The organism is Streptomyces mangrovisoli (assembly GCF_000974985.2).
GTDB lineage: Bacteria > Actinomycetota > Actinomycetes > Streptomycetales > Streptomycetaceae > Streptomyces > Streptomyces mangrovisoli.
Map to the genome: position 1 here is coordinate 22,164 of NZ_LAVA02000089.1, position 25,656 is coordinate 47,819.

Annotated in this window: 22 protein-coding genes; 10 read left to right on the forward strand and 12 right to left on the reverse strand. The window is 72.3% G+C overall.

The window, feature by feature from the left end:
- Positions 1 to 21: 21 nt before the first annotated feature.
- From WN71_RS30885 to WN71_RS30895, 3 genes are read right to left on the reverse strand one after another with little or no spacing between them, the layout of a single operon-like run.
- A complete protein-coding gene (locus WN71_RS30885; RefSeq protein ID WP_046584395.1) occupies positions 22 to 2,301 on the reverse strand; it encodes a bifunctional serine/threonine-protein kinase/ABC transporter substrate-binding protein in 2,280 nt (759 codons plus the stop codon).
- Entirely contained in the window at positions 2,301 to 4,724 is a 2,424-nt protein-coding gene (locus WN71_RS30890) for a protein kinase domain-containing protein (RefSeq protein ID WP_046584394.1), read from the reverse strand. The genes WN71_RS30885 and WN71_RS30890 overlap by 1 nt, the downstream gene beginning before the upstream one ends.
- Entirely contained in the window at positions 4,724 to 5,569 is an 846-nt protein-coding gene (locus tag WN71_RS30895) for a hypothetical protein (RefSeq protein WP_052742994.1), read from the reverse strand. Before WN71_RS30895 ends, WN71_RS30890 begins: the two co-directional genes overlap by 1 nt.
- Before the next feature lie 375 nt (positions 5,570 to 5,944).
- Between WN71_RS30895 and WN71_RS30900 the strand changes: the two genes are divergently transcribed.
- Both WN71_RS30900 and WN71_RS30905 read left to right on the forward strand, forming a co-directional pair.
- Positions 5,945 to 6,862 carry an NADP-dependent oxidoreductase gene (locus WN71_RS30900; protein ID WP_046584393.1) on the forward strand — a complete coding sequence of 306 codons (918 nt, stop codon included), beginning with the start codon at positions 5,945 to 5,947 and terminating at the stop codon, positions 6,860 to 6,862.
- 256 nt (positions 6,863 to 7,118) lie between these two features.
- Positions 7,119 to 7,532, forward strand: coding sequence for a S1 RNA-binding domain-containing protein (locus tag WN71_RS30905; RefSeq protein ID WP_046584392.1), 414 nt, complete (start codon positions 7,119 to 7,121; stop codon positions 7,530 to 7,532).
- A gap of 78 nt (positions 7,533 to 7,610) precedes the next feature.
- On the opposite strand, the gene WN71_RS30910 is transcribed toward WN71_RS30905, so the two are convergent.
- From WN71_RS30910 to WN71_RS30925, 4 genes are all read right to left on the reverse strand, one after another.
- Complete coding sequence (locus tag WN71_RS30910) at positions 7,611 to 7,919, reverse strand: hypothetical protein (RefSeq protein ID WP_046584391.1); 309 nt, start codon at positions 7,917 to 7,919, stop codon at positions 7,611 to 7,613.
- A 361-nt stretch (positions 7,920 to 8,280) separates the two neighbouring features.
- Positions 8,281 to 9,222, reverse strand: a complete 942-nt coding sequence (locus WN71_RS30915; RefSeq protein WP_046584390.1) for an ABC transporter permease — start codon at positions 9,220 to 9,222, stop codon at positions 8,281 to 8,283.
- Positions 9,219 to 10,127: an ABC transporter ATP-binding protein gene (locus tag WN71_RS30920; RefSeq protein ID WP_046584389.1), complete on the reverse strand. Its 909-nt coding sequence runs from the start codon at positions 10,125 to 10,127 to the stop codon at positions 9,219 to 9,221. The genes WN71_RS30915 and WN71_RS30920 overlap by 4 nt, the downstream gene beginning before the upstream one ends.
- Complete coding sequence (locus tag WN71_RS30925; RefSeq protein ID WP_046584388.1) at positions 10,124 to 10,510, reverse strand: GntR family transcriptional regulator; 387 nt, start codon at positions 10,508 to 10,510, stop codon at positions 10,124 to 10,126. The genes WN71_RS30920 and WN71_RS30925 overlap by 4 nt, the downstream gene beginning before the upstream one ends.
- A 212-nt stretch (positions 10,511 to 10,722) precedes the next feature.
- On the opposite strand from WN71_RS30925, the gene WN71_RS30930 reads away from it, so the two are divergent.
- The 4 genes from WN71_RS30930 (at position 10,723) to WN71_RS30945 (ending at position 13,692) form a co-directional block, all read left to right on the forward strand.
- Positions 10,723 to 11,211, forward strand: coding sequence for a GNAT family N-acetyltransferase (locus tag WN71_RS30930; protein WP_046584387.1), 489 nt, complete (start codon positions 10,723 to 10,725; stop codon positions 11,209 to 11,211).
- 106 nt (positions 11,212 to 11,317) lie between these two features.
- On the forward strand, positions 11,318 to 12,109 hold the full coding sequence (locus WN71_RS30935) for a class I SAM-dependent methyltransferase (RefSeq protein ID WP_046584386.1): 792 nt from the start codon (positions 11,318 to 11,320) through the stop codon (positions 12,107 to 12,109).
- Between the two features lie 80 nt (positions 12,110 to 12,189).
- Entirely contained in the window at positions 12,190 to 12,864 is a 675-nt protein-coding gene (locus WN71_RS30940; RefSeq protein ID WP_046584385.1) for a winged helix-turn-helix transcriptional regulator, read from the forward strand.
- Between the two features lie 18 nt (positions 12,865 to 12,882).
- Positions 12,883 to 13,692 (forward strand): class I SAM-dependent methyltransferase, encoded by an 810-nt coding sequence (locus WN71_RS30945; protein ID WP_046584384.1) that lies wholly within the window; start codon positions 12,883 to 12,885, stop codon positions 13,690 to 13,692.
- 186 nt (positions 13,693 to 13,878) lie between these two features.
- On the opposite strand, the gene WN71_RS30950 is transcribed toward WN71_RS30945, so the two are convergent.
- Complete coding sequence (locus WN71_RS30950; RefSeq protein WP_046584383.1) at positions 13,879 to 15,402, reverse strand: PucR family transcriptional regulator; 1,524 nt, start codon at positions 15,400 to 15,402, stop codon at positions 13,879 to 13,881.
- Between the two features lie 182 nt (positions 15,403 to 15,584).
- Here WN71_RS30950 and WN71_RS30955 point away from each other — a divergent pair, with 182 nt between their 5' ends.
- Positions 15,585 to 17,078 (forward strand): APC family permease, encoded by a 1,494-nt coding sequence (locus WN71_RS30955; RefSeq protein ID WP_046584382.1) that lies wholly within the window; start codon positions 15,585 to 15,587, stop codon positions 17,076 to 17,078.
- A 196-nt stretch (positions 17,079 to 17,274) separates the two neighbouring features.
- On the opposite strand, the gene WN71_RS30960 is transcribed toward WN71_RS30955, so the two are convergent.
- Entirely contained in the window at positions 17,275 to 17,844 is a 570-nt protein-coding gene (locus WN71_RS30960; RefSeq protein ID WP_046584381.1) for a YbhB/YbcL family Raf kinase inhibitor-like protein, read from the reverse strand.
- A gap of 11 nt (positions 17,845 to 17,855) precedes the next feature.
- Complete coding sequence (locus WN71_RS30965; protein ID WP_046584380.1) at positions 17,856 to 18,281, reverse strand: MarR family winged helix-turn-helix transcriptional regulator; 426 nt, start codon at positions 18,279 to 18,281, stop codon at positions 17,856 to 17,858.
- A gap of 178 nt (positions 18,282 to 18,459) precedes the next feature.
- On the opposite strand from WN71_RS30965, the gene WN71_RS30970 reads away from it, so the two are divergent.
- Positions 18,460 to 20,460, forward strand: coding sequence for an N-acetylmuramoyl-L-alanine amidase (locus WN71_RS30970; protein WP_046584379.1), 2,001 nt, complete (start codon positions 18,460 to 18,462; stop codon positions 20,458 to 20,460).
- A 126-nt stretch (positions 20,461 to 20,586) separates the two neighbouring features.
- On the opposite strand, the gene WN71_RS30975 is transcribed toward WN71_RS30970, so the two are convergent.
- The gene (locus WN71_RS30975) at positions 20,587 to 21,225 is read right to left on the reverse strand and encodes a TetR/AcrR family transcriptional regulator (protein WP_107469820.1); all 639 of its coding nucleotides are present in this window, start codon (positions 21,223 to 21,225) and stop codon (positions 20,587 to 20,589) included.
- A gap of 96 nt (positions 21,226 to 21,321) precedes the next feature.
- Here WN71_RS30975 and WN71_RS30980 point away from each other — a divergent pair, with 96 nt between their 5' ends.
- A complete protein-coding gene (locus WN71_RS30980) occupies positions 21,322 to 22,287 on the forward strand; it encodes a zinc-binding dehydrogenase (protein WP_046584377.1) in 966 nt (321 codons plus the stop codon).
- Between the two features lie 526 nt (positions 22,288 to 22,813).
- Here the strand turns inward: WN71_RS30980 and WN71_RS30985 are convergent.
- Positions 22,814 to 23,725 carry an ADP-ribosylglycohydrolase family protein gene (locus WN71_RS30985; protein ID WP_046584376.1) on the reverse strand — a complete coding sequence of 304 codons (912 nt, stop codon included), beginning with the start codon at positions 23,723 to 23,725 and terminating at the stop codon, positions 22,814 to 22,816.
- Between the two features lie 291 nt (positions 23,726 to 24,016).
- On the opposite strand from WN71_RS30985, the gene WN71_RS30990 reads away from it, so the two are divergent.
- Positions 24,017 to 25,378, forward strand: coding sequence for a glycine cleavage system protein T (locus WN71_RS30990; protein ID WP_046584375.1), 1,362 nt, complete (start codon positions 24,017 to 24,019; stop codon positions 25,376 to 25,378).
- Positions 25,379 to 25,656: the final 278 nt, after the last annotated feature.

Sequence of the window (25,656 nt, forward strand, 5' to 3'; positions counted from 1 at the left end):
CCCGGTGCCGCCGGGTGCGCCTCACGAGACCGGGGCCTCCTGGTACTGCCCCAGGTACCGGAACGCGCCGTCGACGACCCGGAACTCGAACATCGCGTCGTGGTTGTAGCCGTACCCCGCCTTGTACCTGACCGTGCGGGTGATGCCCGAGTAGGTGACCTCGGGCATCCGGCGCGCGATCGCACCGCGCTCCCGCACCGGGGTGCCGTCGGCGTCGCAGACCTGCGCGAGGAACATCACGGCGTCGTACGCCTCGGCCGCGTACCAGCCGGGGGCGGTGCCGAAGCGGGCGCGGTAGGCGGCCGTGAACGCGCGGGCGGAGGCACGGGCCGTCGGGTCGGTGAAGCCGGTGGCGAGGACCCAGCCCTTCGAGGCGGCACCGGCCGACTTCAGGAACCGTGGGTCGAGAGCGCGTTCCGTCGCCATCCGGGTGCCGGTGAACCGGGCGGCGGTGAGCGCCGACGCGAATCCGGCGGTGCGGGCCGCGTCGCCGGTGAAGACGACCGCGTCCGCGCGGGCGGCCGTCACCTTCGCGGCGAGCGAGGCGTAGTCGACCCGCCCGGCGGCCACCGTGGCCACTGTGGTGGCCCGGCCGCCCTGGCGCAGGGCCCGATCGGCCTGGTCGCACAGCGTCCAGGCGAAGTCGCCCTGTGCCCGGTCGTCCACGAGGAACACCCGCCGGGCGTCGACGTGGTTGCTGAGATAGCGGACGCAGGGGGCGGCGAGAAGCCCGTAGGTGACGTGCAGTGCCGCGTGGCAGTGGAAGGTGTTCGGGCCGAACGACGAGCTCTGGGTGTCGGCGCCCACCGAGACGGACACGACGGGCATCACCGCCTCGGTGTAGGTCCGCTCGGTCGCGCTGAAGCAGGCGTCGGTCGTGGGGCCCAGGACGGCGAGCACCTCCGCGTCCTTCGCCAGCCGGGCGGCCAGCTCCTCGGCCCGCCCGGTCTCGCCGCCGTCGTCGTACATCCGCAAGGTGAACCGGAAGGGGTGCCTGTCCCGGGCGGCGATCTGCTCGACGGCCAGCCGGGCGCCGTTGAGCTGGGCCTTGCCGCTTTCCTTGCTCGCGCCGGTCAGGTCGCCCTGGAACGCCACGGTCAGTTCCGGGCGCGCACGGCCGCCCCCGGACGGCGCGGACGGTCCCGGCTCCGCCCGGGTGCTCCACCACCAGGCCCCGCCACCGCCGGCCGCGAGCAGTCCCGCCGTCGAGCCGAGGCGCAGGAAGCCCCGGCGGCCGATCGCGCGCGGGAGGGTGCCGACGACGACGGCGGTCAGCGTCGCGTCTTGTGGCGACGTGGTGCCTGCGGCGTCCGCGGCCCCTGTCGTGCCCGCCGGCTTCGCCGCGCCACCGGTGCTCGAGCTGTCCGGGGGCGCGGACGCGGACACCTGGGTCGGCTCGATCGAGCCGATGGTCAGGACGGCGGCGGACCGGTCGTTGATCAGCCGGGTGACCCGCGCGGGCAGCCAGCCGGACGGTGGGGCGGCGTCGGCCGCCGCTTCCTCCGCGAGCGTCGTACTCAGCCGTGCCAGGCTCGGGCGGGCGGCGGGATCCTTGTGCAGGCAGGCGCCGAGCAGGGGGGCCAGAGCGTCCGGGAGCGCCGCCGGGTCGGGCTCCTCGTACACCGTGCGCAGCAGCACCCCCGCCGCCCCGCCGCCGCCGAACGGCCGTACCCCGGTGGCGGCGAAGGCCAGCACGCACCCCAGCGAGAAGACGTCGCTGGGCGGGCCGACCTCGCCGCCCCGCGCCCGTGCCTGCTCGGGCGACAGGAACCCGGGAGAGCCGACGATCACCCCGCTGGAGGTGAGCGCGGTGGCCTCCGGGGCGCGGGCGATGCCGAAGTCGATGAGCCGTGGCCCGTCCGGCGCGAGGAGGATGTTCCCCGGCTTCACGTCGCGGTGCACGAGACCGGCCCCGTGCACCGCCTCCAGCGCCTCGGCGAGCCGCACCCCCAGCACCCCTACGGAGGCGAGCGAGAGCGGACCGAAGGTGTCCACCGCCTCGGCGAGCGAGGGCCCCGGCACGTACGACGTCGCCAGCCACGGGGTCTCCGCGTCGGCGTCCGCGTCCAGCAGCGGGACCACCCAGCGGCTGTCGACCCGACGGGCGGCCTCGACCTCGCGGCGGAAGCGGGCCCGGAAACCCGCTTCGTCGGCGTACGAGGACCGCACCGTCTTCACCGCGGCGATCGCCCCGCCCGGCGCGCGCGCCAGGAAGACCACGCCCATGCCGCCGGCGCCCAGCCGGCGCAGCAGCCGGTAACGGCCGATCCGGGACGGGTCCCCGGCCCGCAGCGGCTCCATCAGACGGTCAGCGGCGCGGGGCCGTCGTACACGAACTCGCCCCGGTCCACCCGCCACAGGTAGCCGCCGGTGCCGTCGATGACCATGGCGCCGTACTGGTCGAAGGCGAACGCCTTCGTGATGCCCGTGTACTTCCCGCTCTTGACGGCCTGGAGCAGGTTCTGCCGGGTGCGGTTCTTCGACGGCAGTCCGGCCAGCGCCTTGAGGAGCATCGTGGTGACGTCGTAGGCCTCCGCCGCGTACCGGGGCGGTGCCTGCTTGAACCGTTTGCGGTAGGCGGTGGCGAAGGCCTTTGCCTCGGGCTTGCGGGTCGCGTCGATGACCGGGGCCACCATCACCCAGCCCTCGGCGTTTTTTTGAGCCTGCGTCAGGAACCGTTCGTCCAGCAGGGCCGGGCCGGAGATCCGGGCGCCCTTGAAGGCGCGCTCCTTCAGCGAGGCGGCGACCAGCGCTCCCCGGTCGGGCAGACCGGCGAAGAACACGGAGTCGGCCCCCGCGGAGAGCACCGTGTCCACCACGTTGCCGAAGTCGCTGCGCATCGCGCTCACCACCTCCGGGACGGACGGATACGGGATGTTGTTCAGGGTGTTGGCGAGGGAGCTGGCCAGCGTCGTGCCGTAGGAGCCGGCCGGCCGGTCCACGACGATCCCGATCTTGCGTGAACGTGCCTGGCCACGCAGGTAGTTGCTCACGTAGACGGGCAGTACGGCGTCGGGCAGCCGGGCGTTGAGGAACGAGCGGAACCCCTGGTAGGACAGCGCGGTCGAGCCGGGGGACACGCCGATGACCGGCAGCAGCCCGGCGTCGTACTTCGCGAGCGCCGCCTGCGCGGTCTCGTCGGTGGTCGGGCCGACCACGCCGAGGACCGCCCGGTCGTCCGTGAGCCGCGCGGCGAGCCGGGCCGAGGCGACCGGATCGCCCCCGTCGTCGACAGACGTGACCTTCACGGTGAACGGGGCGTCGCCGCGCGCGTTGAACTCCTCGACGGCGAGCCGCAGTCCGCGCTCCTGGGCGCGGCCCGTCGCGCGCTGCGGGCCACTGAGGTCGCCGTGGAGCGCCAGGGTGTGCACCGGTCGGCGCGAGGACACGGCGGCGGAGGTCTTGCTGTCCCCCGGGTCGTCGTCACGGGCGGCCGCCCACCAGGCCCCGCCCCCGCCGGCCGCCACGGCCACGACCCCACCCGCGAGCAGCAGGAAACGCCGTCGGTCGGCCGGGCGGGAGTCCTTCGTCTCCGCCAGGGTCTCGGGCGTGTCGGACTGCGCCGGGCCGGGAGTGGGCGGCGTGTCGGCCGGTGTGCCGGAGAGCACGTCGGAGGGCGTGACGGACGGGGATCCGGACGCCGGGCCGGACAGGGGTCCGGGCGTCGGGTCGGATGTGTGTCCGGGCCCCGGGGCCGATGGGGATCCAAGGGCCGGCTCGGACGGGGACCCGGGCGCAGGCTCGACCGGTGCCAGCGTGTCCTCGATGTCCGGCAGTGCGAGCGCGGCGGCCGAGCGCTCGGCGATCAGCCGGGCGACCGCTTCGGGCAGCCACCCCTCCGCCCCCTCGTCCCGGGGCGCGCCCTCCGCGGCCGCTTCCTCCGCACCGGCCCCCTGGGCGGCCCCCTGGGCGGCCCCCTGGGCGGTCAACTCCCTTGCCAGCGCGCCGACATCCGGCCGCCGGGCGGGATCCTTGTCCAGACAGCGCTCCAGCACGCCGAGCAGCCGGGCCGGAACGCCCTCGAGGTCCGCCGGGTCGTGGACGGCCCGGAACAGCAGGGCGTCGACCGCTCCGCTGCCGAACGGGGCGCGGCCGGTCGCCGCGAAGGCGAGGACGCAGCCGAGGGAGAACACGTCGCTCGCCGGTCCGATGCCGTCCCCGCTCCGACCCCCGGCCTGCTCGGGAGAGAGATAGCCGGGCGTGCCGACCACGATCCCCGTCGCCGTGAGCGTCCGGTCCTCGGGCGCGCGGGCGATGCCGAAGTCGATGAGCCGTGGTCCGTCATGGGCGAGCAGGACATTGCCCGGCTTCAGGTCCCGGTGGACCAGCCCGGCCCGGTGCACCTCGCCGAGCGCCTCGGCCAGCCGGGCACCGAGCAGCCGCAGACCGCGCTCCGACAGCGGCCCGTAGGCGGTCACGGCCTCGGCCAGCGACGGGCCGGGCACGAACGCCGTCGCCAGCCACGGCGCCTCGGCGTCCGGGTCCGCGTCGACCAGCGCCACCACCGAAGGGCTGGTGACGCGCCGGGCGACCTCGACCTCGCGGCGGAAGCGCTCCTTGAAGCCCGGCTCCTCGGCGTACTCGGCGAGCAGCACCTTCAGCGCCACCAGCGCGCCGCCCGGCGAGCGAGCCAGGTACACCACGCCCATGCCTCCGGCGCCGAGCCGCCCGAGCAGGCGATGGTCCGCGATACGCGCGGGATCCGACGAACGCAGCGGCTCCATCAGCTGTCTCCTCCGAGCTCGGACTCCAGGCGGGTGAGCATCGCCGCGTTGGCGTTCGACGCGTACGTGGTCAACTCGCTGTCCGAGTAGCCCTTCGCGCCCTTGACCGACACCGACAGGGTGACCGTGCCGAGCCGGGTGACGTACCAGCCGTAGGTCTGCCGGCTCTTCCCGGTGAGGTACTTGCCTATTTCCACGACCTGGTCGTCGGAGTAGGTGTTGTTGCCCTGGCCGTAGGGGGTGGCGGTCGAGATGAGCTGGGAGATCCACTCGTCGGTGCGGACCTCCTGCTGCCGGCAGCGCAGCGGCTCCTCCAGGGTGGTGGCCAGTTGCTGGTCGGCGTCGCGCACGGTGGTGTGCACGGTGACCGCCGCGCTCACCTTCACCACGCCCTTGCCGTCGGCGGCGGGGATCTCGCTGTAGCGGGACAGGGACGCCAGGACACCCTTGGGCAGCTCGTGGCGCTCCCACCGGCACTGCGTGTCCAGCACGGCGACGGTGCGGGGAGTGCTCACGGCGGGCCCCTGCGCCTGGAAGTCCGCGCCCCATCCCTGCGGCTTCAACGCCACCGCCGCGGCCAGCGTCTCCGCCCTGCTCCTGGTCTTCGGCACCTTGGCCGGATCCGCCCGGAACGGTGACGGGGACGGCGTGCCGCCCGCGGAGGAGGACCCGGACCCGTCCGCCGACGGCGAGCCGGACGAGGTCGCGGCGGCCGATGTCGACGCGCCCGCGGAGCCCTTCCCGTCCGCCTCGCCGTGGTCCGCGCCACTGCAGCCGCCCAGCACCAGGGCCGACGCGGCGACCGACGCCGCGACCCGCTTCCAGGGCCAAGTCCCTCTGTGCACGCCGCTGTTGTCGTCCAAAATTCCCGTTCCCCCTCGGTCGCGAGCCCCCGCTCGCAGTCGATGATCGTAGTGACCGACGCGAGGCGGGGGTGTTCGGTTGCACGAACAAGGGGGTGGGATACGCCACGCGCGCGTCGCCACGGGCGGCCCGCGCATGCCGAAGTGGCCCAAGGTTTCGCCGTAGGAATGGACCATACTCCTGGGCTGCTCCGCTTCTAAGGTCGAAGACATGACGACGGGCGCGCACAGCAGTCGCACCGGCGCTGTCCTGGTCGGCCGACCGTGTGCTGTCAGCCGCGCTCAGGGATGTCGAACGGGCTTTCCGTCCCGGCGGCATTTCCACTGGAGAGACACATGACCAAGGAGGCATTTCCCATGAAAGCCATCGTGGTGAGCGACCAGGCCGCGGGAACGGCCGGGATGACGCTGACGGAGCGCCCCGAGCCGCTCGCGTCGATCAACGACGTCATCGTTCAGATCCACGCGTCGGGCTTCGTCCCGACCGAGATGGAGTGGCCGTCGACCTGGACCGATCGCGCCGGCCGCGACAAGACGCCGTCGATCCCCGGCCACGAGCTGGCCGGAGTGGTCAGCGCCCTCGGCTACGGCACGACGGGGCTGTCGGTCGGGCAGCGGGTGTTCGGCCTCGCGGACTGGCACCGGGACGGCACCCTGGCGGAGTACGTGGCGATCGAGGCACGCAACCTCGCGCCGCTCCCCGGCGACGTCGACTTCACGGTGGGCGCGTCCCTGCCGATCTCGGGTCTGACCGCGTGGCAGGGGCTGTTCCAGCATGGCCGTCTCCAGTCCGGCCAGACCGTCCTCGCCCACGGCGCCGCCGGGGCGGTCGGGACCATGGTGACCCAGCTCGCGCGCGAGGCCGGCGCCTACGTCATCGGCACCGGACGCGCTGGCGACCGCGAGAAGGCACTCGACTTCGGCGCGCACGAGTTCGTCGACCTCGAGAGGGACGCCCTGGAAGACGTCGGCGACGTCGATCTGGTCTTCGACGTCATCGGTGGCGACGTCCAGAAGCGGTCCGCCGCCCTGGTCAGGGCCGGAGGAACGCTGGTGTCGATCGTCGGCCCGGTCGAGGCGCGACCCGCCGAGGGCCTGGCGATCGACTTCGTCGTCGAGGCCGATCGCGCCGAACTGGGTGAGATCGTGCGGCGGGCCCGGGACGGGCGGCTGCGGACGAACATCGGCGACGTCGCGACCCTCGACGATGCCGTCGCGGCCCTCAACCCGACCGAGCGACGCAAGGGCAAGACGATCATCCGCGTGCGTCCCTGAGCGCTCGGGAACCGTGACCGGTCCTGGCCGCTGGCGCCGGCACCGGTGCCCGGCCGGTGCCCGCCCCCGGGTGACGGGTGCGGCCCGCCCCGCCCTGCCGCCCGCCTGCGGAAGGGCTCGCGTGGAGGACGCTCCGCCTTGCCGCCGACGGCGCCCCCGAGTGTCATCGCTCCCGCAGCGCGGCCGACTGAACCCTGCCGATCGGCCCTCCCGTTGGTGGTGCCGTTGATCCGGGCGAGGCTGCGATGATGCCTTCGTGGTGACAGATGCCGAGTGGACGCGGATCCGGCGGGGGCTGCGCTACGGCCAGGTTTTCGAGGGCACGGTCGTGAAAGTTCCCCGACCCGGTGCGGTCGGGATCTTCGTGGACATCGGTCTGGGCGTCGGAGGCTTCGTCGACGTCCTGCTGCTCCCGGAACGAAGCGATGCCTGGCCGACGGAGGGCACGGTCGCGGACTTCGAGATCTGGTGGGCGGACAGCCGCCGGCAGATCCGGCTGAAGCCGACGGACCCTCGCCATCTGCGAAGCGACTTCACCGACTTCGTCGAGCGCATCCGTCCGAACTGGTCGTCCGAGGTGGGTCGGTCGGTTCCTGATCCGGAGCCCCTGACCTCCGACGAGATGCGGTCCGCGCTGCGGCCCGACGGTCCGCCGACCGGCTTTGCGTGAGAGTCGCCGCGGGTGGGGCGGTTGCAGGGGCGCGAACCGGGGGTGGGGGCCCGGCCTGTGCCGGGCCCCCGTTTTCGGCTACGGCAGCAGCCGGGCCCTCGCGGCCAGTGCCCTCGTCAGTACCTTCTCCCGGTACGGGTTCGCCGGGCTGAGCGCTGTGGCCACCTCCACGGCCTCGTCGAGCAGGGCCAGTTGACGTTCGGGCAACTCCCGCACCAGGGACGAGCCGCTCTCCTCCACCAGGACGTACGCCAGCTTCGATCCGTACACCTCAGGGTCGACCTGGGTCAGCAGACGGTAGATCCACAGCCCTTCGACGCCCCGCACCACCCGCCTGTTGGCGCTGAGCAGCCTGACCTTCGCCAGCACGACCATGTCCCGGTCCATCGATCCCCTTCGTCTCCGCCCCTCCCCGGCCCGTGCATGTCACACGGTGAGACAGCACGGCGAACGCCCCGGCAGCCGATGACGGATGCCGGCACGGTGGCCGGAGAGTGGATGACGACGAGTCTGCGGGCACGGCACCACCCGCAACAAGGCCGCACGGGCGTGCGCTTGGTCCTACCGAAAGCTTGCTTGACCAGGCATGATGGACCTGACACTCACTCACGTGCCGGCCGGGCCAGGCGGTGCGGCGGGCTGGTCCGGCCGTAGGTCTTGAAATCGGCCTACAGGGTTCGAGTTCGGCCTACGGGATTCGACTTCGGCCCACAGGGCGTGAGTTCGGCCCACAGGTCATGACCTCGGTTCAGGGAAGCCTGCGTCGTAGTGCCCAGAACGCGGCCGCCACCGCGGCGGCCGCCAGCGCCAGGACGACGCCGGTCTCGACCAGTTGGATCGGCCAGTAGTGCGCGGTCGGGTGGATCTTCGCGTAGAAGTCGACGGCGTTGTGGTCCGACAGGCATGTGTTGAGGTCGCCGGGGACGGCCTGGTCGGAGCAGTCGAGACCGCTGACATGCTTCCCGGATCTCGTGATCATCCCGAGGTCGAGTTGGTAGACATGGTTGAGTGCCGCGCCCCACGGGCCCCGCACCTCGCTCGCCGGCCAGAGGTGAGGCCGCACTGCCGCGCCGAGGGTGTACGCCAGCGCGGTGCCGGCCAGGGCCAGGACGACCGCGGGAAGGGTACGGCGCGTCAGCGTCGCGGCCAGCGCTCCGAGCACGATGGCGAGGAGCGCGTACGCCAGGCCCACCGTTCCGGCGGCATTGAAGTAGGTGCCGCTCCACCGGTTGACCCCGTTGTCGGGGCCGGACGTCCATGCCCACCGGAACATCAGGGTCAGCGCCGCCGTGCCGCCGAGGAGCGCCACCGCCGGGACGGCCAGTTTGGCGGCGAGCCAGCGGGCCGGGGACACGGACTGGGTCCACGCCAGGACGGAGGTGCCGTGCTGCAGTTCGCGGCCGATCAGCGCGGCGCCGGCGCAGGCGGCGCCGAACGGGATCCAGGCGAGGAGCTGGGCGAAGTCGAGTTCGTCGCCCGCGTAGCGCAGTCCTGCGGAGCATTGCGGCGTCCCGGTTCCGCCCACCGCGCAGTGCCCGCTGTACGCGGCCGCGTCCTGTCCGAGTTGATGGAGCCAGAGCAGGCCGCCCGAACCGGCGACGACCAACGCGGCCCAGATCCACAGCGGCAGTCGGTGCAACCGCAGCACCGTCCAGGTCAGGCCGCGGGGCTGGAAGGGGAGAGTGGTCACGCGGCGGCCTCCTGGCTCGGTGCGGGCGAGGCGCTCCCGGTGAACAGGGCGGGAGCGCCGGGATTGCGCAGATGGGCCAGGATCAGCTCCTCCATGGAGGGCCGCTCGACCAGTCGCGAGACCTCGTCGAGCGGACCCTGCACACGCACCAGCGCGGTGTGGCCGCGGCCGGTCGCGCGCGACTCCACGACGGTGTGCGGCGCGAAGTCGGGCGACGTGCCGGTGAGTCGGGCATGCGCGGTCAACAGGTCCTCGCTCTCCCCGGCGAGCTTGATCTGCCCCTCTTCGAGCAGCAGCAGGTAGTCGCAGACGTCGGCCAGTTCGCCCAGGACATGGGAGGCGATGACCACGGTGGTGTCGCGCTCGACGACCACGGCCAGAAGCGCGCACATCAGCTCGTGGCGCGCGACCGGATCCAGGTCCGCCATCGGCTCGTCCAGCAGCAGCAGTTCGGCGCGTTTGCCCAGCGCCAGCGCGAGGGCGACCCGGGTGCGCTGACCGCCGGAGAGGCTGCGGACCGTGGCCTTCGGGTCAAGGCCGGCGCCGTACGCGACACGTTCCGCGGACTCCCGGTCCCAGCACCCCCGGTTGAGCTCGGCGCCCAGCCGAAGGGTGGCCGCGACAGTGAGCTGCGGATACAGGGGACGGTTCTGCGCCACGTAGCCGATCCGCGGCCGCGCCTCGGCCGGGCCGGCCCCGAGCACCCGCAGCGTGCCCCCTGTCGGGCGGAGCACGCCCGCCGCCAGGGCGAGCAGCGTGGACTTGCCCGCGCCGTTCGGGCCGACCAGTGCGCATATCCGGCCGGTGGGCAGCCGGAAGGAACAGTCCCGCAGGACCGGACGGCGGCGACGGCCGTAGCCCATGACGAGCCCTCGCGCCTCGAGCGCGGCGGGTTCCCTGCTCATTGCTCTCCCTCGGTGAACTCGTGCTCCAGAACGGAGCTGAACAGTGCGGCGACGTCCTCGCGGGCGAGTCCGCCCGTGCGGGCGCGCTTCATCCAGTCGGCCAGCTCGTCGGCGAGCGGCGACTGGGCCGCGGCCGCCCCCAGCGACTTCGTCACGAACGTGCCGAGGCCGCGTCGTGCCTGCACCAGGCCCTCGCGCTCCAGCTCGCGATAGGCCTTCAGCACGGTGTTCGGGTTGACGGCGGTGGCCTCGACGACCTCGCGGGCCGTCGGCAACCGGTCACCCGGTTCGAGCAGGCCCAGCCGCAGGGCGTGCTTCGTCTGCTGGACGATCTGCAGGTAGGTGGCTACGCCGGTACCCCGGTCGATCCGGTATTCGATCACTGCAACCACCCTTTCACTAATCAAGTAGTGAAATGATGGTGAGGTGACGGGGTTCATGTCAAGCGGAGACGGTCAATTGCCCGCCGTGGGACCAGTGGTGGAGGTCTCTCGCGGCTCCTCGGCGCTTCTCGCGACCCGTGCCGCTCCGGCGCGGGCGGGGAGGGGGCCGACCCGCCGCGCGACGGTGCGCCCCGGTGCGGGATACTGTCCTGATGAGTTCACGCAGGTCCCCGGCCGGTCGGCCGGTCACCATACGGAGGGCCGTCGCGGGGGACGCCAAGCGGCTCACGCGGCTCGTGCGTGGCTCAGGCGCCTACGCGGGCAAGTACGCGGCCGCGGTCGCGGGCTACCGGGTCGGGCCCGACTACATCGAGGCCCATCGCACCTTCGTGGCCGTCGCCGCGGACGAGGACGGAGGCCGCGTCCTCGGGTTCTACTCGCTCGTCCTCGCCCCGCCGGAGCTGGACCTGTTGTTCGTCGCCGACGAAGCGCAGGGACGGGGTATCGGACGGCTGCTCGTCGCGCACATGCAGTCTGAGGCCCGTGCCGCCGGGCTCGACCGGGTCAAGGTCGTGTCGCATGTTCCGGCCGAGGGGTTCTACCACCGCGCCGGAGCGGTGCGGACCGGGACCGTGCCCGCGAACCCGCCCGCCGTGCCGTGGGACCGCCCCGAGTTCGAGTTCCGCGTCCCTCCGGAATGACGCGGTGGCCCGGTGGCCCGGCGGCCCGGTGGGCGCCGGTGTGCAGTGTGCCGTTGCCTACTGTCGGTACTCCAGGTGTCCCCTCAGCCGTAGCAGGGAGTCAAACGTGCAGGACATAGGTGTCGACCCCGTTGCCCACAATCGCGCAGCCTGGGACAAGTACGTCCAGGAGGGCAACGAGTGGTCGACGCCGGTGAGTTCGGGGGATGTCGAGCGCGCCCGCAGGGGCGACTGGTCGATCGTCCTCATCGGGCATGAGCCCGTCGACCGCTCCTGGCTGCCGGCGGACCTCACCGGCAAGGACGTGTTGTGCCTGGCCTCCGGCGGCGGCCAGCAGGGTCCGATCCTCGCCGCCGCGGGAGCGCGGGTCACCGTGTTCGACAACTCGCCCCGCCAGCTCGGCCAGGACCGGATGGTCGCGGCGCGCGACGGACTCGAGCTGCATACCGTCCTGGGCGACATGCGCGACCTCGGCGCCTTCGGCGACGCGACGTTCGACGTCGTGTTCCACCCGGTGTCCAACCTGTTCGTACCGGACCTGGCAGCGGTGTGGCGCGAGTGCTTCCGCGTCCTGCGACCGGGCGGAACTCTGCTCGCCGGCTTCCTCAACCCTGACGTGTACCTGTTCGACCATGAGGCGCTCGACGAGCGCGGCGAGCTGATCGTCGTGCACAAGCTCCCCTACAGCGACGTCACGCACTACTCCGCCGAGGAACGCGCCACGAAATTCGGCGCGGATGCCCCGCTCGAGTACAGCCACACCCTCACCGACCAGATCGGCGGACAACTCGCCGCGGGGTTCTTCGTCACCGGCTTCACGGAGGCGCCGCACCAGTCCAACGCGTCCGCTCCCTACCTCTCCCACTACTTCGCGACGCTGGCGGTCAAGCCGGGCTGACCCGGCGGCGAGGGGCCTGATCGGCAACCGTTTTTCAAGCTTCGGCTTGAAAAAATCAACCACAGGCGTAGCTTGGAGATGTGAAGAGCTACCGGCAGTACTGCGCGGTCGCCCGCTCGCTGGATGTCGTGGGGGACCGGTGGGTGCTGCTCATCGTCCGTGAGCTGCTGGCCCTGGGACCGAGCCGGTACAGCGATCTCAAGCGCGGCCTGCCCGGCATCGCGACGAATCTGCTCGCCGACCGGCTCCGGGCCATGGAGGCCGAGGGTCTGGTCGAGCGCTACGACGCGCCGCCGCCGGTGGCGGCCGTGCTGTTCCAGCTGACCGACACCGGCCGTGAGCTGCGGGGCGTGCTGCTCGCACTGGCCCAGTGGGGGCTGCGCCGGATGACGTCCGGACCCGCCCCCGAGGACGCCGTACAGCCCCAATGGGCAGCCCTGCTCGGCGGGTTGATGCTGTCCGACCGCCTGGCTCCGGGCACCGAAGCCGTCGTGGGCATCGGGTGCGAGGGCGAGGGCGAGGGCGGCGAGGGCGAGGACCTGCGGGTGATCCTGTGGCCGGGCGGGTTCTGGATCCGACGTGGCAGGGATCCGGCCGCCGACGTCACGCTCACCGGCGCGGCGCAGCCGATCGGTGCCGTCCTGTCGGGTCTGTTGAGCCCCGGCGAGGCGGAGGACCAAGGCCTGCGGATCACCGGCCGACGGCAGTTGTTGCACGACCTTGTCGACGCGACGCCCGCAACGCGCCCCGACTGACCCAGGAGGAGACGTGTCATGACCTACGCCGAAGCCGACATCATCGCCACTGTCGAGAGGCTCACCGGAACCAGCCTCTCCGCGCTGTCCCGTGCACAGCTGGACGGCATCGACCAGTTCCACGCGGGCGGTCCCGAGGCGATCGAGCGCCTGATCCCGCATCTGGCGCTGACCCCCGGGTCGACGGTGCTGGACGTGGGGTCCGGCCTGGGCGGTCCGGCACGGCAGGTGGCCCGGACCGCCGGTTGCCGTGTCATCGGGGTCGACATCACCCCCGCCTACGTCGCGGCCGCGCAGGCCCTGAGCGACGCCGCGGGGCTGAGCGAGCGGACCAGGTTCGTCCACAGCGACATCGGCGAGTTCGGCCGCACCGACGTGGGTGAGTCCGTCCACAGCGGGTTCGACGCCGCCTACACCGTGCACGTCCAGATGAACATCGCGGACAAGAAGGTGTTCTACGCCGAGATCGCCCGACTGCTGCGCCCGGGAGCACGGCTCGCGGTCTTCGAGGTCGCCCGAGGCGTCGGCGACGAGCCGGCCCTGCCCCTGCCCTGGTCCCTCGACGGTACCGACAGCCACCTCGTCACCGCGGACGAGCTGCGTGACACGATCCGGTCCAGCGGTTTCACGCCGGTGGAGTGGGCCGACGAGAGCGCCTGGACGCGGCGCTGGTTCGACGACCTCGGCCGCGAACTCCTCGCGGGGGCGGTCCCGGCGACCCTCCCCGCGCTGCTCGCCGACGGCCCCACGCGCATGCTCAACTACGCGGCGGCGGTCGCGACGGGCGCCGTGACCGTGCAGCGCGGGGTGTTCACCGCCGGGGTGTGACCGGGGGCGCCTGCGCGCCGGACGCCGGGCCGAAGGCAGGCCACCGTACGGCAGGCGACCGTACCGCAGGCCAGGGCACGGCAGGCCACGCGACGGCAGACCCCGGCACGGCAGGCGACCGTACGGCAGACACCGGCACGGCAGGCCACGGCAGGGCAGACCCCGGCGCCAAAAGGACCGGCGAACCTACAGACGCCGCGACAGCACCGCCAGCAGCAGCGCCGCCCGGTCCTGGGCGGATTCGATGTCGAGACCGGTGAGTTCGGACACCCGCTCCATCCGGTGGCGCAGGGTGTGCCGGTGCACGCCCAGCGCGCGGGCGGCTGGCTCCCACCCGCCGTTGTGGTGCAGGAAGGCCTCCAGTGACTCGTGGAGCACCGGATACGCCTCCAGCGGCGCGAGGAGATCGTCGGCCAGCCGGTCCACGGCGGCGCGCACGGGCGCGTCCGCGAGGAGGGCCGGCAGCCGCAGCCGGTCGAAGTGCGCGACCCGCCGGCCCTCGGCCTTCGCCTTGGCGGCCGCGTAACGCGCGCCGCGCAGCGCGGAGGGCAGCTCGTCCGGTGCCGCACCGGCGCTGACCCCGACGGTCATGTCCCCGGCGTCCGCCGAGTCCGTCTCGTCCAGGGCGTCCAAGGCGGCGAGCGCGGTGTCCAGGTCCACGGCACGGATCACGACGACCACGCCGTCCTCCTCGTCCTCCCGCAGCAGGAACGGGCAGCCGTTCAGGGCGTCGAGGTCGCGGGCGACCCGCTGGGCGAGGGCGAGCCGTTGGTACCGGCTCTGGAGCAACAGCAGTACCACCAGCCGCTCTTCGGGGGCGAAACCCAGGTGCCGCAGCGAACGGTGCGCGGCTTCGGCGGTGAGCCCGCCGGCGAGGAGCGTGCCCAGTACGGCCGCGCGCAGCGCCCGGTGCGCCTCCACCACCTCCCGCGGCCGTTCGAGTTCCAGCGACAGCAGCGAGGCGGCGTGGGTGAGCAGCAGTTGGTCGAAGGGGCCGAACTCCGTGTCGGCCGCGACCGCGAGGAGTCCGCGCCGGGCTCCGGTGACGCCGAGCGACTGGACCATGAGGTGCCGGCTCCCGTCGGAGACGCGCAGCCCGAGCGGGCCCGCGGCGCGGCCGCCGTCGGCGCCGACCTCGGCCCGTACCCGTTCGAGGAGGGCGACACCGTCCCCGGGCGCCGCGGCGAGCACCAGGTGGTGCGGGTCGGTCACCACGGCCTCGGCGTGCAGCGCCGTGGCCAGGTGGCGCAGGATGCCGGGGATGCCCTTGCCGAGCGCGGCCCTGGTCATCTGGTGCTGGTGGGCGAGGACCCGTCTGATGGCGGCGTTCTGTTCCTGGGCCAGCGCGTCGGCGACCGCCTGGACGATGGCCAGGAACGGTGTGGGCAAAGGGACTTCGACCACCACCAGGCCGTGCGCCGCGCACTGCCGGACCAGGGCGGTGGGCACCCGGTCGTAGCCGAGCCCGGTGCCGAAGCCGATCCCCGTGACCTCCGCGGCGGCCAGCCGGTCGGCGTACGCGCGCTGCGCCTGTGCGGAGCGGCCGAGCCGCAGGCCGGTGGTGAGCACCAGTTCGCCGCCCTCCAGCCAGGGCGCCGGATCGGTCAACTCCACGGCGTGCGCCCACCGTACGGCCCGCTTCGGGTCCCCGGTGAGCAGGCGGAGGTCCATGCCGGGACGGTTGAGGAGGTCGGCGACGGTCACCGGCATGTGGGTGCTCCGGGGATCACGGATCCAGGGCGTCCACGGCCTGGACAGGTTGGAGCGGCGGCGCGGCTGAATCTCAACGGTTCGGCGTGGCTGCCGCCGAGTGGCGAAAACCTAGCATGAGCCCACTCGAACGGGCTGCGAAGCCTTCTGTCGAGCCCCCAAGAACAGACCTGGGAGCACCGATGGCCGAAACCAACGCATTGAGCACGGGCGACGCGGAGTCCTCTCCTCCGGGCGATGACGCCGCCGCCCTCGCCGCCCTCGGCTACACGTCCGAGTACAAGCGGGAGATGAGCCTGTGGGGGAACTTCGCCCTCGGCTTCACGTATCTCTCGCCCGTCGTCGGCGTCTACACCCTGTTCGGTTTCGCCCTCGCCACCGGCGGGCCGCCGATGATCTGGAGCCTGGTCATCGCGGGGGTGGGCCAGTTGCTCGTCTCGCTGGTGTACGGCGAGATCGTCTCGCAGTTCCCGGTCTCCGGCGGCATCTACCCCTGGGCGCGCAGACTGTGGGGCCGCCGCTGGGCATGGATGGCGGGCTGGGTGTACGCGCTGGCGCTGCTGGCGACCATCGCCTCGGTCAGCTACGGCGCCGGACCCTTCGTCGCGCTGATCCTCGGCTTCACACCCGGAACCACCAGCACCGTCCTGTGCGCCCTCGCCGTCATCCTCATAGCCACCCTGCTCAACCTCGGCGGCACCAGGGTCATGACGTCGGCCGCCATCTTCGGCTTCGCCGCCGAACTGGCCGGCGCGGTCGTCGTCGGGATCTGGCTGCTGACCGCGCACCGCGAGCACGGCCTGGGCGTCATCTTCCACACCTTCGGCGCCGGGGGAGCGGGTTCGTACACCTCCGCCTTCCTCGCGTCCGGACTCGTCGGCCTCTACCTCTACTACGGCTTCGAGGCCTGCGGCGATGTCGCCGAGGAGGTCAGCGACCCGAGCCGGCGCATCCCCAAGTCGATGCGCATGACGATCTACGTCGGCGGCGCCGCCGCGACGTTCGTGGCGGTCGCCCTGCTGCTGGCGGTGCCCGACTTCGGCGCGGTGATCAGCGGCAAGGACGCCGACCCCGTGTACACCGTCCTGCAGAACGCGTTCGGCGACGTGGGCACGCGGATCGTGCTGTGCGTCGTCCTGATCTCGTTCCTCTCCTGCGCCCTGAGCCTGCAGGCTGCGGGCAGCCGTCTGCTGCAGTCGTACGCCCGCGACCGCATGATCTTCGGCAGCTCCTACCTGGCGAAGTTCTCCTCGGCCCGGCACGTGCCCCCGTACGCGCTGGCCGTGACGGCGATCCTGCCCGCGCTGGTGATCGTCGGTTCGACGGTCTCCGCGGACGCGCTCACCCGCATCGTCTCCTTCGCCGCGCTCGGCATCTACATCGGCTTCCAGATGGTGGTGTTCGCGGCCCTGCGGGCCAGGCTGAAGGGCTGGCGCCCCAGCGGCGCGTTCAGTCTCGGCAGGTGGGGGCTGCCGGTGAACATCGCCGCTCTGGTCTACGGTGTCGCGGCCGCGGTCAACATGGCCTGGCCGCGCACCCCGGACGCCGCCTGGTACGACAACTACCTGGTGATCATCTCGGCGGTGCTGGTCGTCGGCCTGGGCCTGGTCTACCTGTTCGTGGCCAAGCCGGACCAGCGCAGCGACGCCCCGGCGGGCGACGCCATCCCCGGCTGACGGTCGGCGGGGGCACCACCTCGGCGGTGCCCCCGCGCTGGATGACCTGGCCGCCGTCGGGTCGAGGTGCGCCCGCGTCGGCGCCGGTGCATCGAGGATGCAGCGCTTCCAGCGCCAGGCGCACGGCGTGCTCGACGCCGCAGGCGGTGTCGTCAGAGGGCAGGCGTACATCAGGAGTGATGCGGGATCGCGGTGCTCAGCTCGTCCGCGTGCCGGTGAGCGTCCCGGAGGCCAGGACGTGTCCCGCGAGAGCGGCCGGCACGGCCTGCATGTCGGCGACCTTGGTGAAGTCGATGTCGGTGTCCAGGGCGTAGAGGTGGAAGCGGTAGCGGTGCGTGCCGTGGCCCGGGAGCGGTCGCGGCCCGGCGTACTTGGCCTGGCCGCGGCGGTTGGGAAGGAAGTGGAAGCGCGGATCGTCCGGTGTCAGCGCTCCTTCCGCCAGACCGCCGTCGACGGCCGGGAATGCGGCGATCGTATGGATGCCGGGTGCGGCGGTCGGCACGTCGAGGTCTTCGAGTACGAGGACCAGGCCCTTCGTTCCCTCGGGAAGCGGACTCCACGCGAGTGCGGGCGAGGTGTCGTCGCCGATGAACTGCCCGCAGTGTTTGGCGGGTACGACCTGCCCGTCCCGGAAGGCCGGTGAGGTCAGCGTGATGCGGTTCTCGGTCGCGAGTCCGGGGGCGTTGGCGATGCTCGCGGCCTCGTCGGGACGGCGGTTGCGCAGCAGTCGGCCGACCGGGAGGAGAAGGACCTCTACGGGGTGCATGGTGTTCCTGTTCAGGAGTCGGCAAGGCGGAGGAGCAGGGGGGCGACGCGCAGGAGGTCGGCGCGTTCGGCGGGGGTGAGTTCGGCGAGACGGTCGTTGAGCCAGTCCTGCCGGTGGCGGCGCGACGCGGTGGAGGCTTCCCGGCCCTGTTCGGTCAGGGTGAACAGCACTTTGCGCCGGTCCTCGACCCCTCGGGACTTCGTGACGTACGCCTGCTGTTCGAGCCGTCGCACCGTCTGGCTCATCGATCCGAGCGTGACCTTCGCGAACGCGGCAAGGTCGCTCAGGCTCAGGGGGCCCTGCTTGTCGAGAGCGACGAGCACGAGCAGGGATGCGTCCGGCACCTCCCCCTCCGCGCGTTCGGAGCGGAATCGGCTGTAGAGCCGCACCACCGCTCGCCGCAGTTCGGCGCCCACCTCGTCGACGTCCCCGCTCACAGCGCACCTCCTATTACTTAGTAGACCTTAGCATCTACTAAGTATTACTTAGAAAAATGGGATGGCCGAGCACGCGCACACCACCACGACCAGCGATCCTTCGGCCGTACTGGTGGTGGCGTGGGCCGCCGGTCGTGTCTGCGGACCAGGGGGTCGGCGGGCCCTGTAGGACCGTGACATGACCAAGCTCTTGGATCGACGGCTGCGCATGGTGGCCGCGTCGGCAGCCCTGGCCATGGCCGCGACGGCTGGGATGACGGCGCCGGCCGGGGCCAGTACCGCCACGGCGGACGGGCGGCGGTTGCAGCGTCAGTTCGACGCGGCCGCCGCCGAGTTCGGCGTGCCGGACGCCGTACTGCTGGCCGTCTCCTACCAGGAGAGCCGGTGGGAGTCCCACCAGGGCCGCCCGAGCACGACGGGCAACTACGGCGTCTTCGGCCTGACCGGGGTCACCAAGGCTGACCTGAACGCCGCGCGGGCCACGCACCGGGTACGTCCGCCGGGAGTGGCCGCTGAGCAGGGGGCCCCGGCCGCCCGACCCGTCACGGACTCGCCCGCGCTGCACCTGCTCGATGCCGCCGCGCGGCTGATCGGCCGGCCGGCGCGGCAACTGCGCGCCGACAGTGCGCAGAACATCCGTGGCGCCGCCGCGCTGCTCGCCCGCTACCAGCGGGAGGAAGGCGCACCGGCGTCCGCGGACCCGGCCCGCTGGAGGGCGGCGGTGGCCCGGTTCGGGCGTGGCGGCCTGCCGCAGGACGGCGCGGAGGGTGCCGGGACCGGCCGGGTCTTCGCCCACCGGGTGTACGCGACACTGCGGGACGGGGTCACCCGGACCACGTCCGACGGCCAGCTGATCGTGCTGCGTCCCCACTCCGAACTGCCCCCGGACCAGGACGCGCTGGGGCTCGGCACCGGGTCCGGCCAGGCGGCTGCAGGACAGACCCCCGAATGCCCGGCCGGGCTCGAGTGCGACTTCACGCCGGCCGCGTACGCACTGACCGACCCCGACGACCCCACCTCGTACGGAAACTACAACCCGGCCAACCGCCCCGCGGACGGTCAGACGATCCGCTACATCGTCATCCACGACACCGAGAGCGACTACGACGGCGCCATCGCCTCCTTCCAGAACCCGCGCGAACAGGCCTGTGCGCACTACCTGGTCAGGTCGAGCGACGGCCATGTCACCCAGCTCGTGCACACCAAGGACATCGCCTGGCAGGCGGGCAACAAGACGGTCAACATGCACGGCATCGGCATCGAGCACGAGGGCTTCGCGGTCCCCACCGACCGGCCGACCTGGTACTCCGAGCAGCTCTACGAATCCTCCGCGGAGCTGGTGCGCTACCTCGCCGCCCGCTTCGGCGTCCCGCTGGACCGGGAACACATCATCGGCCACGAGGACGTGCCCGGCCCGACGCAGGGCGCCATCTCCGACATGCACTGGGACCCGGGGACCTTCTGGGACTGGAGCCACTACCTGGAGCTGCTCGGCGCGCCGATCCCGGCCGGCTCCGGCACCCCGCCCCGGCCGGGCGACACCGTCACCATCGCCCCTCCCTTCGACGCGACCAACCAGCCGCAGGTCAGCGGGGTGGCGGCCCGGCCGGAGAACTTCGTCTACCTGCGCACCCGCCCGGCCGCCGACGCCCCGCTCATCAACGACGGCACCACCAAGGCCGACGACTGGAGCGACAAGGCGGTCACCGGCACCCGCTACGTGGTCGCCGAGCAGCAGGGCGACTGGACGGCCATCTGGTACGACGGCCAGAAGGCCTGGTTCCTCAACGCGGGCGGGCACACGGCTCGCACCCACCCGGGCGACGCGCCGGGCGGCCCGGTCGTGCTGACCCCGCGCGCCGGACTCGCCTCGATCCCGGTCTACGGCCGCGCCTTTCCCGAGGCCGCCGCCTACACTCCGTACCCCGCCATCAAGGCCCCGGCCGTGGAGCCGCTGGACGCGACGATCCCGGCCGGGCAGGCCTACGTGGCGGGCGACCCGGTGGCGCATCCGGCCGACTACTTCTACGACGAGAACATCAACGGCGACGCACCGGACGACCGGACCCTCGTGGTCGGCAAGGACACCTACTACTCGATCCGCTACAACCACCGCCTAGCCTTCCTGAAGGCCGCCGACGTCCAGGCGACCGCCGCCCAGGCCGCCACGAGCGGGTGAGCTGTCCGCCTCGGCGGCCGAGCGGCGCGGCCGCCGGGGCGAGCCGGCCCACCACGGTCGTCCGCCTGGCCCGCCCTCACCAGCCGGTGCGCGGTGTCGTCGCCGCGCGTGAGGCGACCCCGGCACTCACCGCGGCCGGCCGTGCGGTGGCGCGGACGTCAGGTGTGCCGCCGGTGGCAGTGACGCGTGCCGGGGGCAGGCTTCGAGTGCCTGGATCGCCAGTGCCGCGAAGCGTCGGGAGGCCTTGACCTGTTCGTCGGCCGACGCGGCGTGGATGCCCTTGTTGGCCATGAGTACGAGAATCAGGTCGTCCAGCACGAAGTCGGACCGCAAGTGCCCTGTCTCCTTGGCTCGTTGAGCGAGACCGGCGACCGCCTTCACCGTGTACTCGCGGCCCGCGGCGACATCCTTCACCCCCGGGTAGGCCGACAGGAATGCCTCCGTGAAGCCCCGATCGCGTGCGTGCAGCTCACAGATCCTCTCGATCACCAGGCACAGGCCACGCCGCGGATCAGGATCGGCGCACCCCTCGTCGACGATGGCGCGACAGGCGTCCAGCTGGTCCGCGAAGGCCTCGGCGACCAGCAGCTGCTTGGTGGGGAAGCGCCGGTACAACGTCGCGGGCCCCACCCCGGCACGCCGTGCGACCTCCCGCATCGGCACGTCCATGCCCTCGGTGGAGAACAGCGCCCGGGCCGCGTCGAGGATGCGTTCGCGGTTGTCCAGCGCGTCGGAGCGCAGCGGGTGAGGCAAACGGTCGGTCACCGCTCTCACTTTAGCCAAGCGGACGGGGCCGTCCGTTACCGTCCGGGACGTACGCAGACCCACGCGCTCGGGCGGCCCGAGAACCTGGAGGCCACAGTGAAGGCAATCTCGATCCAGCGGTTCGGAAGTCCTGACGGTCTGGCCGTCGTCGACCTGCCGGTACCCGAACCTGCCGCCGGGCAGGTACTGATCGCCACCGAGGCGGTCGGCGTCGGGGGAGTGGACACCGTGATCCGGAGCGGGGCGCTGGCCGCCTACGGCTTCACGGAGGGCCATATCCCGGGTGGCGAGGTGGCGGGCACCGTGACCGCGGTCGGCGACGGCGTCGACGCGTCGTGGATCGGCCTGCGGGTGTGGGCCTTTACCGGCACCGGCGGAGGCTACGTCGAACAGGCCGCCGTGCCGGTCGAGCAGGTTCTTCCGCTGCCCGCCGGCCTGTCCGCCGCTGCCGCGGTCACGCTCGGCAGCTCCGGCGCGGTGGCCCACTTCGGGCTCCGCCGAGCTCGTTTCGCTCCGGGGGAGACGGTCCTGGTACGCGGCGCGGCCGGCAGTATCGGGATCATGACCGTGCAGCTCGCGGGCCGCGGTGGCGCCGCCGCGGTGGCGGTCACGACATCGTCGGCCGAGCGCGGCGAGCGGCTGCGCCGACTCGGCGCGACCCACGTGCTGGACCGCTCCGGCGACGCAGGCGGCGGGGCTGCTCCGGCGGGCTATGACGTCATCATCGACGTGGTGGCCGGTGCGGACATGCCGTCGTTCTTCGACCGGCTCAACCCGAACGGCCGCATGGTGGCCGTGGGCGCCGTCGCGGGTCAGCCGCCCGCGGACTTCGGCACGAAGATCATGGCCGCGTTCCAGAAGTCGCTGTCCTTCGCCGCCTTCAGCGCGGCCACCGTCGCCCCGGCCGAGCTGAGCGCCCTGCGCGGCGAGCAGTTCGCCGCAGCGAGCCGCGGCGAGATCGAAACGGTGGTGCACGAGCTGCTGCCGCTGGACCAGGCCGCGCTGGCACACCGGAAGATGGACGCGGGTGAGGTCTTCGGCAGGATCGTGCTGACGCCGTAGCCCCGTGTGCTCCCGGCACGGCGGCCTGTCGGCGTCCCGCCGTGCAGTGCACGGTGGCCCCTCGGCGTCCCGCCGCGTAGCCCTGGTGTGCCCCGGCGAGCAGGGTGTCGAGGGGGGCGCGTCGCGGGGGCGGGGATCTCGATGGGTACGGCGTTGACGAACCAGCCGAGTGGGAGAACCGGTCCGGCCCGCATCGGTTGACGGGCATGAGGGCCCGGTAGGTGTCGGGGCCGCCCTCGTCCCGTACCGAGGCGGCCGTCGCGGCGAGGAGTCCGGCGAGCAGGGTTCCGCCGGACGCGCGGCACGCTGTCTCCACCCGGCGCGTCAGGCCATCGGTCAGCAGGCCGTGGGTGCGGTCGACCGGCGCGCAGCAATGGCCCGGCTGGACGCCGAGGTCGAGGGGCGGGAGGGCGAGCGGCGAGACCTCGGTGGGCCGGCCCTGGCCGAGCCGCGTGAACTCGGCGTTGGAGCGTCGTACCAAATGGGAGCGCTGCACCATCTTGCAAGGTGCTCGTGGCCCTCCGGGTTACCCGATCGCCACCGCCGGCAAGGGTTCACGGGCCGCGTGCCAGGCGGGAGGGAGCCCGGCCACGCCGGTGCGGGCGGCGATCACGCCGCCGGCGATCGCGCAGGTGGTGTCGATGTCGCCCTGCCCGGCAACGGTGAACCACATGCCCTCGTGCAGGTCGTCGAGGTGTCCTGCCGCGCACCACAGGGCGTACGGGACCGTGTCGGGACCTGACATCTGGTAGCCGGAGCCCAGGACCTTCGCCGCGTGCCGGACCGAGGTGTGCTCCGGCATCCGGGCGGCGATGCGCAGCCCGGACCGGACGTCGCAGTCGGGGAGTTGTGCGGCGACGGCCTGAAGGAGGTCGGTCCGGCTCGGGGCCGGTCCGCCGCGGCTGTGGGCGGCGAGGGCCGCGGCGACGGCGACGGCCACGGCTCCGGCGACCGCCTCCGGGTGGTGGTGCGAGACCGTGCTCTGGCGGGCGGCCTGTTCGGCGGCCGTGTCGAGGTCGGCGCCGTGCCATGCGCCGAGCGGGGCGGCGCGCATCGCCGCGCCGTTGCCCCAGGACCCCTGGCCGCCGAACTGTCCGGAGACCACCTCCCGCCAGGGCTCGCCCGCGCCGATCCGGCGCAGCACGTCGTGCATGGACGCTCCGTACCCGCGGTGCGTGTCGTCGGCGTAGGCCTCGGCGAACCGCAGGGCGAGACGGTCCTGGTCGACGATGCCGCCGCCGTCGACGAGTTCCCGGACCAGGACGAGGGCCTGCGCGGTGTCGTCGCTCCACCGCCACAACGGCTCGCGGGGCAGCGTTCGTTGCTCCAGGGCTGCCAGGCCGTCGTGGCGCAGGACGGCGAACCAACGGTCACCGAAGGCGTCGCCGAACGCGAGGCCGTGCAACGAGTCCAGGGCGGCAGTGGGCGCGGTGATCATCGGGCCAGTTTCGCAGCTGGGACGGTCGATGCGCGTTCCGTTTTTCGGAAGTGGACGGGCTTCTGATCGGGGCCTCGGCTGCCGGATGCCCGAACTTTTTCGCCGCGGAGTGTTGCGCTCGCGTGACGGCCCACCTAGCGTTCTGCTGGACAGACGAACAGTCTGCACAACAGACGGAGCGGGTGTGCTGAGGTACCCCGGTCGGCTGGGACGAACGACTGGGGACCGTACTTCCCACGCTCGCCTGAGCCGGGCGGCCGGGACGTGCGGACTCGTACAGAGAGGTGAGACATGAGCCAGGAGAGTGTCGAGCAGGCCATCCAGCGGGCGGGCACCGCTGTGCAGCTGCTGCGCAACTCCCCGATCCGGCCCCACACGTTCCCGGTGCAGGCCGAGTTCACGAACTGGCGTTCCGAGCAGCGGGCCTGGCGGGAGTCGGTGGCGCTGCTGGACCAGTCGCACCACATGACGGATCTGTACATCCAGGGTCCGGACGCCTCGCGGCTGCTCTCCGACCTCGGGGTCAACAGCTTCAAGAACTTCGGCCCGGGGCGCGCGAAGCAGTACGTCGCTGTCAACCACGACGGTCAGCTGATCGGAGACGCCGTCCTCTTCCACCTGGAGCAGGACGTCTACGACCTCGTCGGTCACCCCCCGGTGCTGGACTGGGTGCAGTACAACCTGGAGACCGGCGACTACGACGCGACCACGGAACGCGACGACAACTCCTACGACCGTGTGTCCGGTCCGCCGAAGGTCTACCGGTACGAACTCCAGGGACCGAACGCGGTGGCGCTGCTGGAGAAGGTGACGGGGGTGCCCGTGCCGGAGACCCGCTTCTTCCACATGGCGGACTTCACGATCGCGGGGCACAGGGTCCGCGGCCTGCGCCACGGCATGGCCGGACAGCCGGGCTTCGAGCTCTTCGGCCCCTGGGAGGAGGGCGACGCCGTCCGCGAGGCGATCCTGGCGGAGGGCGAGGCCTTCGATCTGGTGCGCGTGGGGGCGAAGGCATACTCCACGGCCAACCTCGAGTCGGCCTGGGTTCCGGCACCGATACCGGCCGTCTTCTCGGGCGAGAGGATGAAGGGCTATCGCGAGTGGCTGAAGACCCCCGCGATGGGCTCGCTCGGCGGTTCGATGGACTCCGCCGACATCGAGGACTACTACGTCACCCCCTACGACGTCGGTTACGGATCGATCGTGAAGTTCGACCACGAATTCGTCGGCCGGGCCGCTCTGGAGGAGATCACGCAGAATCCCCCGCGGGTCAAGGTCACGCTTGTCTGGCACGCGGAGGACGTCGCCGCCGCGATCGGCTCGCTGTACCGGCGCGACGAACTCCCCGCGAAGTTCGTGGAGTTCCCCAAGGCGCGTTACGCCCTCCACCAGAGCGACAAGGTCCTGCGCGACGGGGAACTGGTGGGCATCTCGATGGATGTCGGCTACATCGCCAACGAGCGGTCCATGGTCTCCCTGGCCACCGTCGACCTCGCCCACAGCGAAGCGGGCACCCAGGTCACGGTGGTGTGGGGGGAGAACCCCAACTCGGCGAAGCCCGGCGTCGAGGCGCACCGTCAGGTCGAGATCCGTGCCACCGTGGCGCCCGCCCCCTATGTGCAGTTCGCCCGTGAGGCCTACCGGTCCAAGTAGGCCGACAGGGCACCGAGTTCGAACCGCGCCCCTGGCCGGGCGGGTTCCCCATGACACACGCCGCCGTTTCGGACGGACCAACCTGACGCCCCGCGTCCTCCGTCGGCGGTGTGTGCACGTCGTCCGGTTCCGGCAGCAACTGCCGGAACCGGGCTGCGAACCGGGCCGGCGAGCAGCCCGCCACGACGGGCGGCCCGTCGTCCACACGCGGGGCCCCGGCACGTCGATCCGTTTCGCCCGGCCCGTGTCCGGTCGCCCTCCGGTCGCCCTCCGGTCGC

Excerpts from the sequence above, each read along its gene's own strand:
- WN71_RS30920 (WP_046584389.1), bottom strand. The coding sequence starts at position 10,127 with ATGAGCAGGGAACCCGCCGCGCTCGAGGCGCGAGGGCTCGTCATGGGC.
- WN71_RS30955 (WP_046584382.1), top strand. The coding sequence starts at position 15,585 with ATGGCCGAAACCAACGCATTGAGCACGGGCGACGCGGAGTCCTCTCCT.
- WN71_RS30885 (WP_046584395.1), bottom strand. The coding sequence starts at position 2,301 with ATGGAGCCGCTGCGGGCCGGGGACCCGTCCCGGATCGGCCGTTACCGG.
- WN71_RS30970 (WP_046584379.1), top strand. The coding sequence starts at position 18,460 with ATGACCAAGCTCTTGGATCGACGGCTGCGCATGGTGGCCGCGTCGGCA.
- WN71_RS30990 (WP_046584375.1), top strand. The coding sequence starts at position 24,017 with ATGAGCCAGGAGAGTGTCGAGCAGGCCATCCAGCGGGCGGGCACCGCT.
- WN71_RS30930 (WP_046584387.1), top strand. The coding sequence starts at position 10,723 with ATGAGTTCACGCAGGTCCCCGGCCGGTCGGCCGGTCACCATACGGAGG.
- WN71_RS30985 (WP_046584376.1), bottom strand. The coding sequence starts at position 23,725 with ATGATCACCGCGCCCACTGCCGCCCTGGACTCGTTGCACGGCCTCGCG.
- WN71_RS30945 (WP_046584384.1), top strand. The coding sequence starts at position 12,883 with ATGACCTACGCCGAAGCCGACATCATCGCCACTGTCGAGAGGCTCACC.
- WN71_RS30910 (WP_046584391.1), bottom strand. The coding sequence starts at position 7,919 with ATGGACCGGGACATGGTCGTGCTGGCGAAGGTCAGGCTGCTCAGCGCC.
- WN71_RS30960 (WP_046584381.1), bottom strand. The coding sequence starts at position 17,844 with ATGCACCCCGTAGAGGTCCTTCTCCTCCCGGTCGGCCGACTGCTGCGC.
- WN71_RS30900 (WP_046584393.1), top strand. The coding sequence starts at position 5,945 with ATGAAAGCCATCGTGGTGAGCGACCAGGCCGCGGGAACGGCCGGGATG.
- WN71_RS30950 (WP_046584383.1), bottom strand. The coding sequence starts at position 15,402 with ATGCCGGTGACCGTCGCCGACCTCCTCAACCGTCCCGGCATGGACCTC.
- WN71_RS30890 (WP_046584394.1), bottom strand. The coding sequence starts at position 4,724 with ATGGAGCCGCTGCGTTCGTCGGATCCCGCGCGTATCGCGGACCATCGC.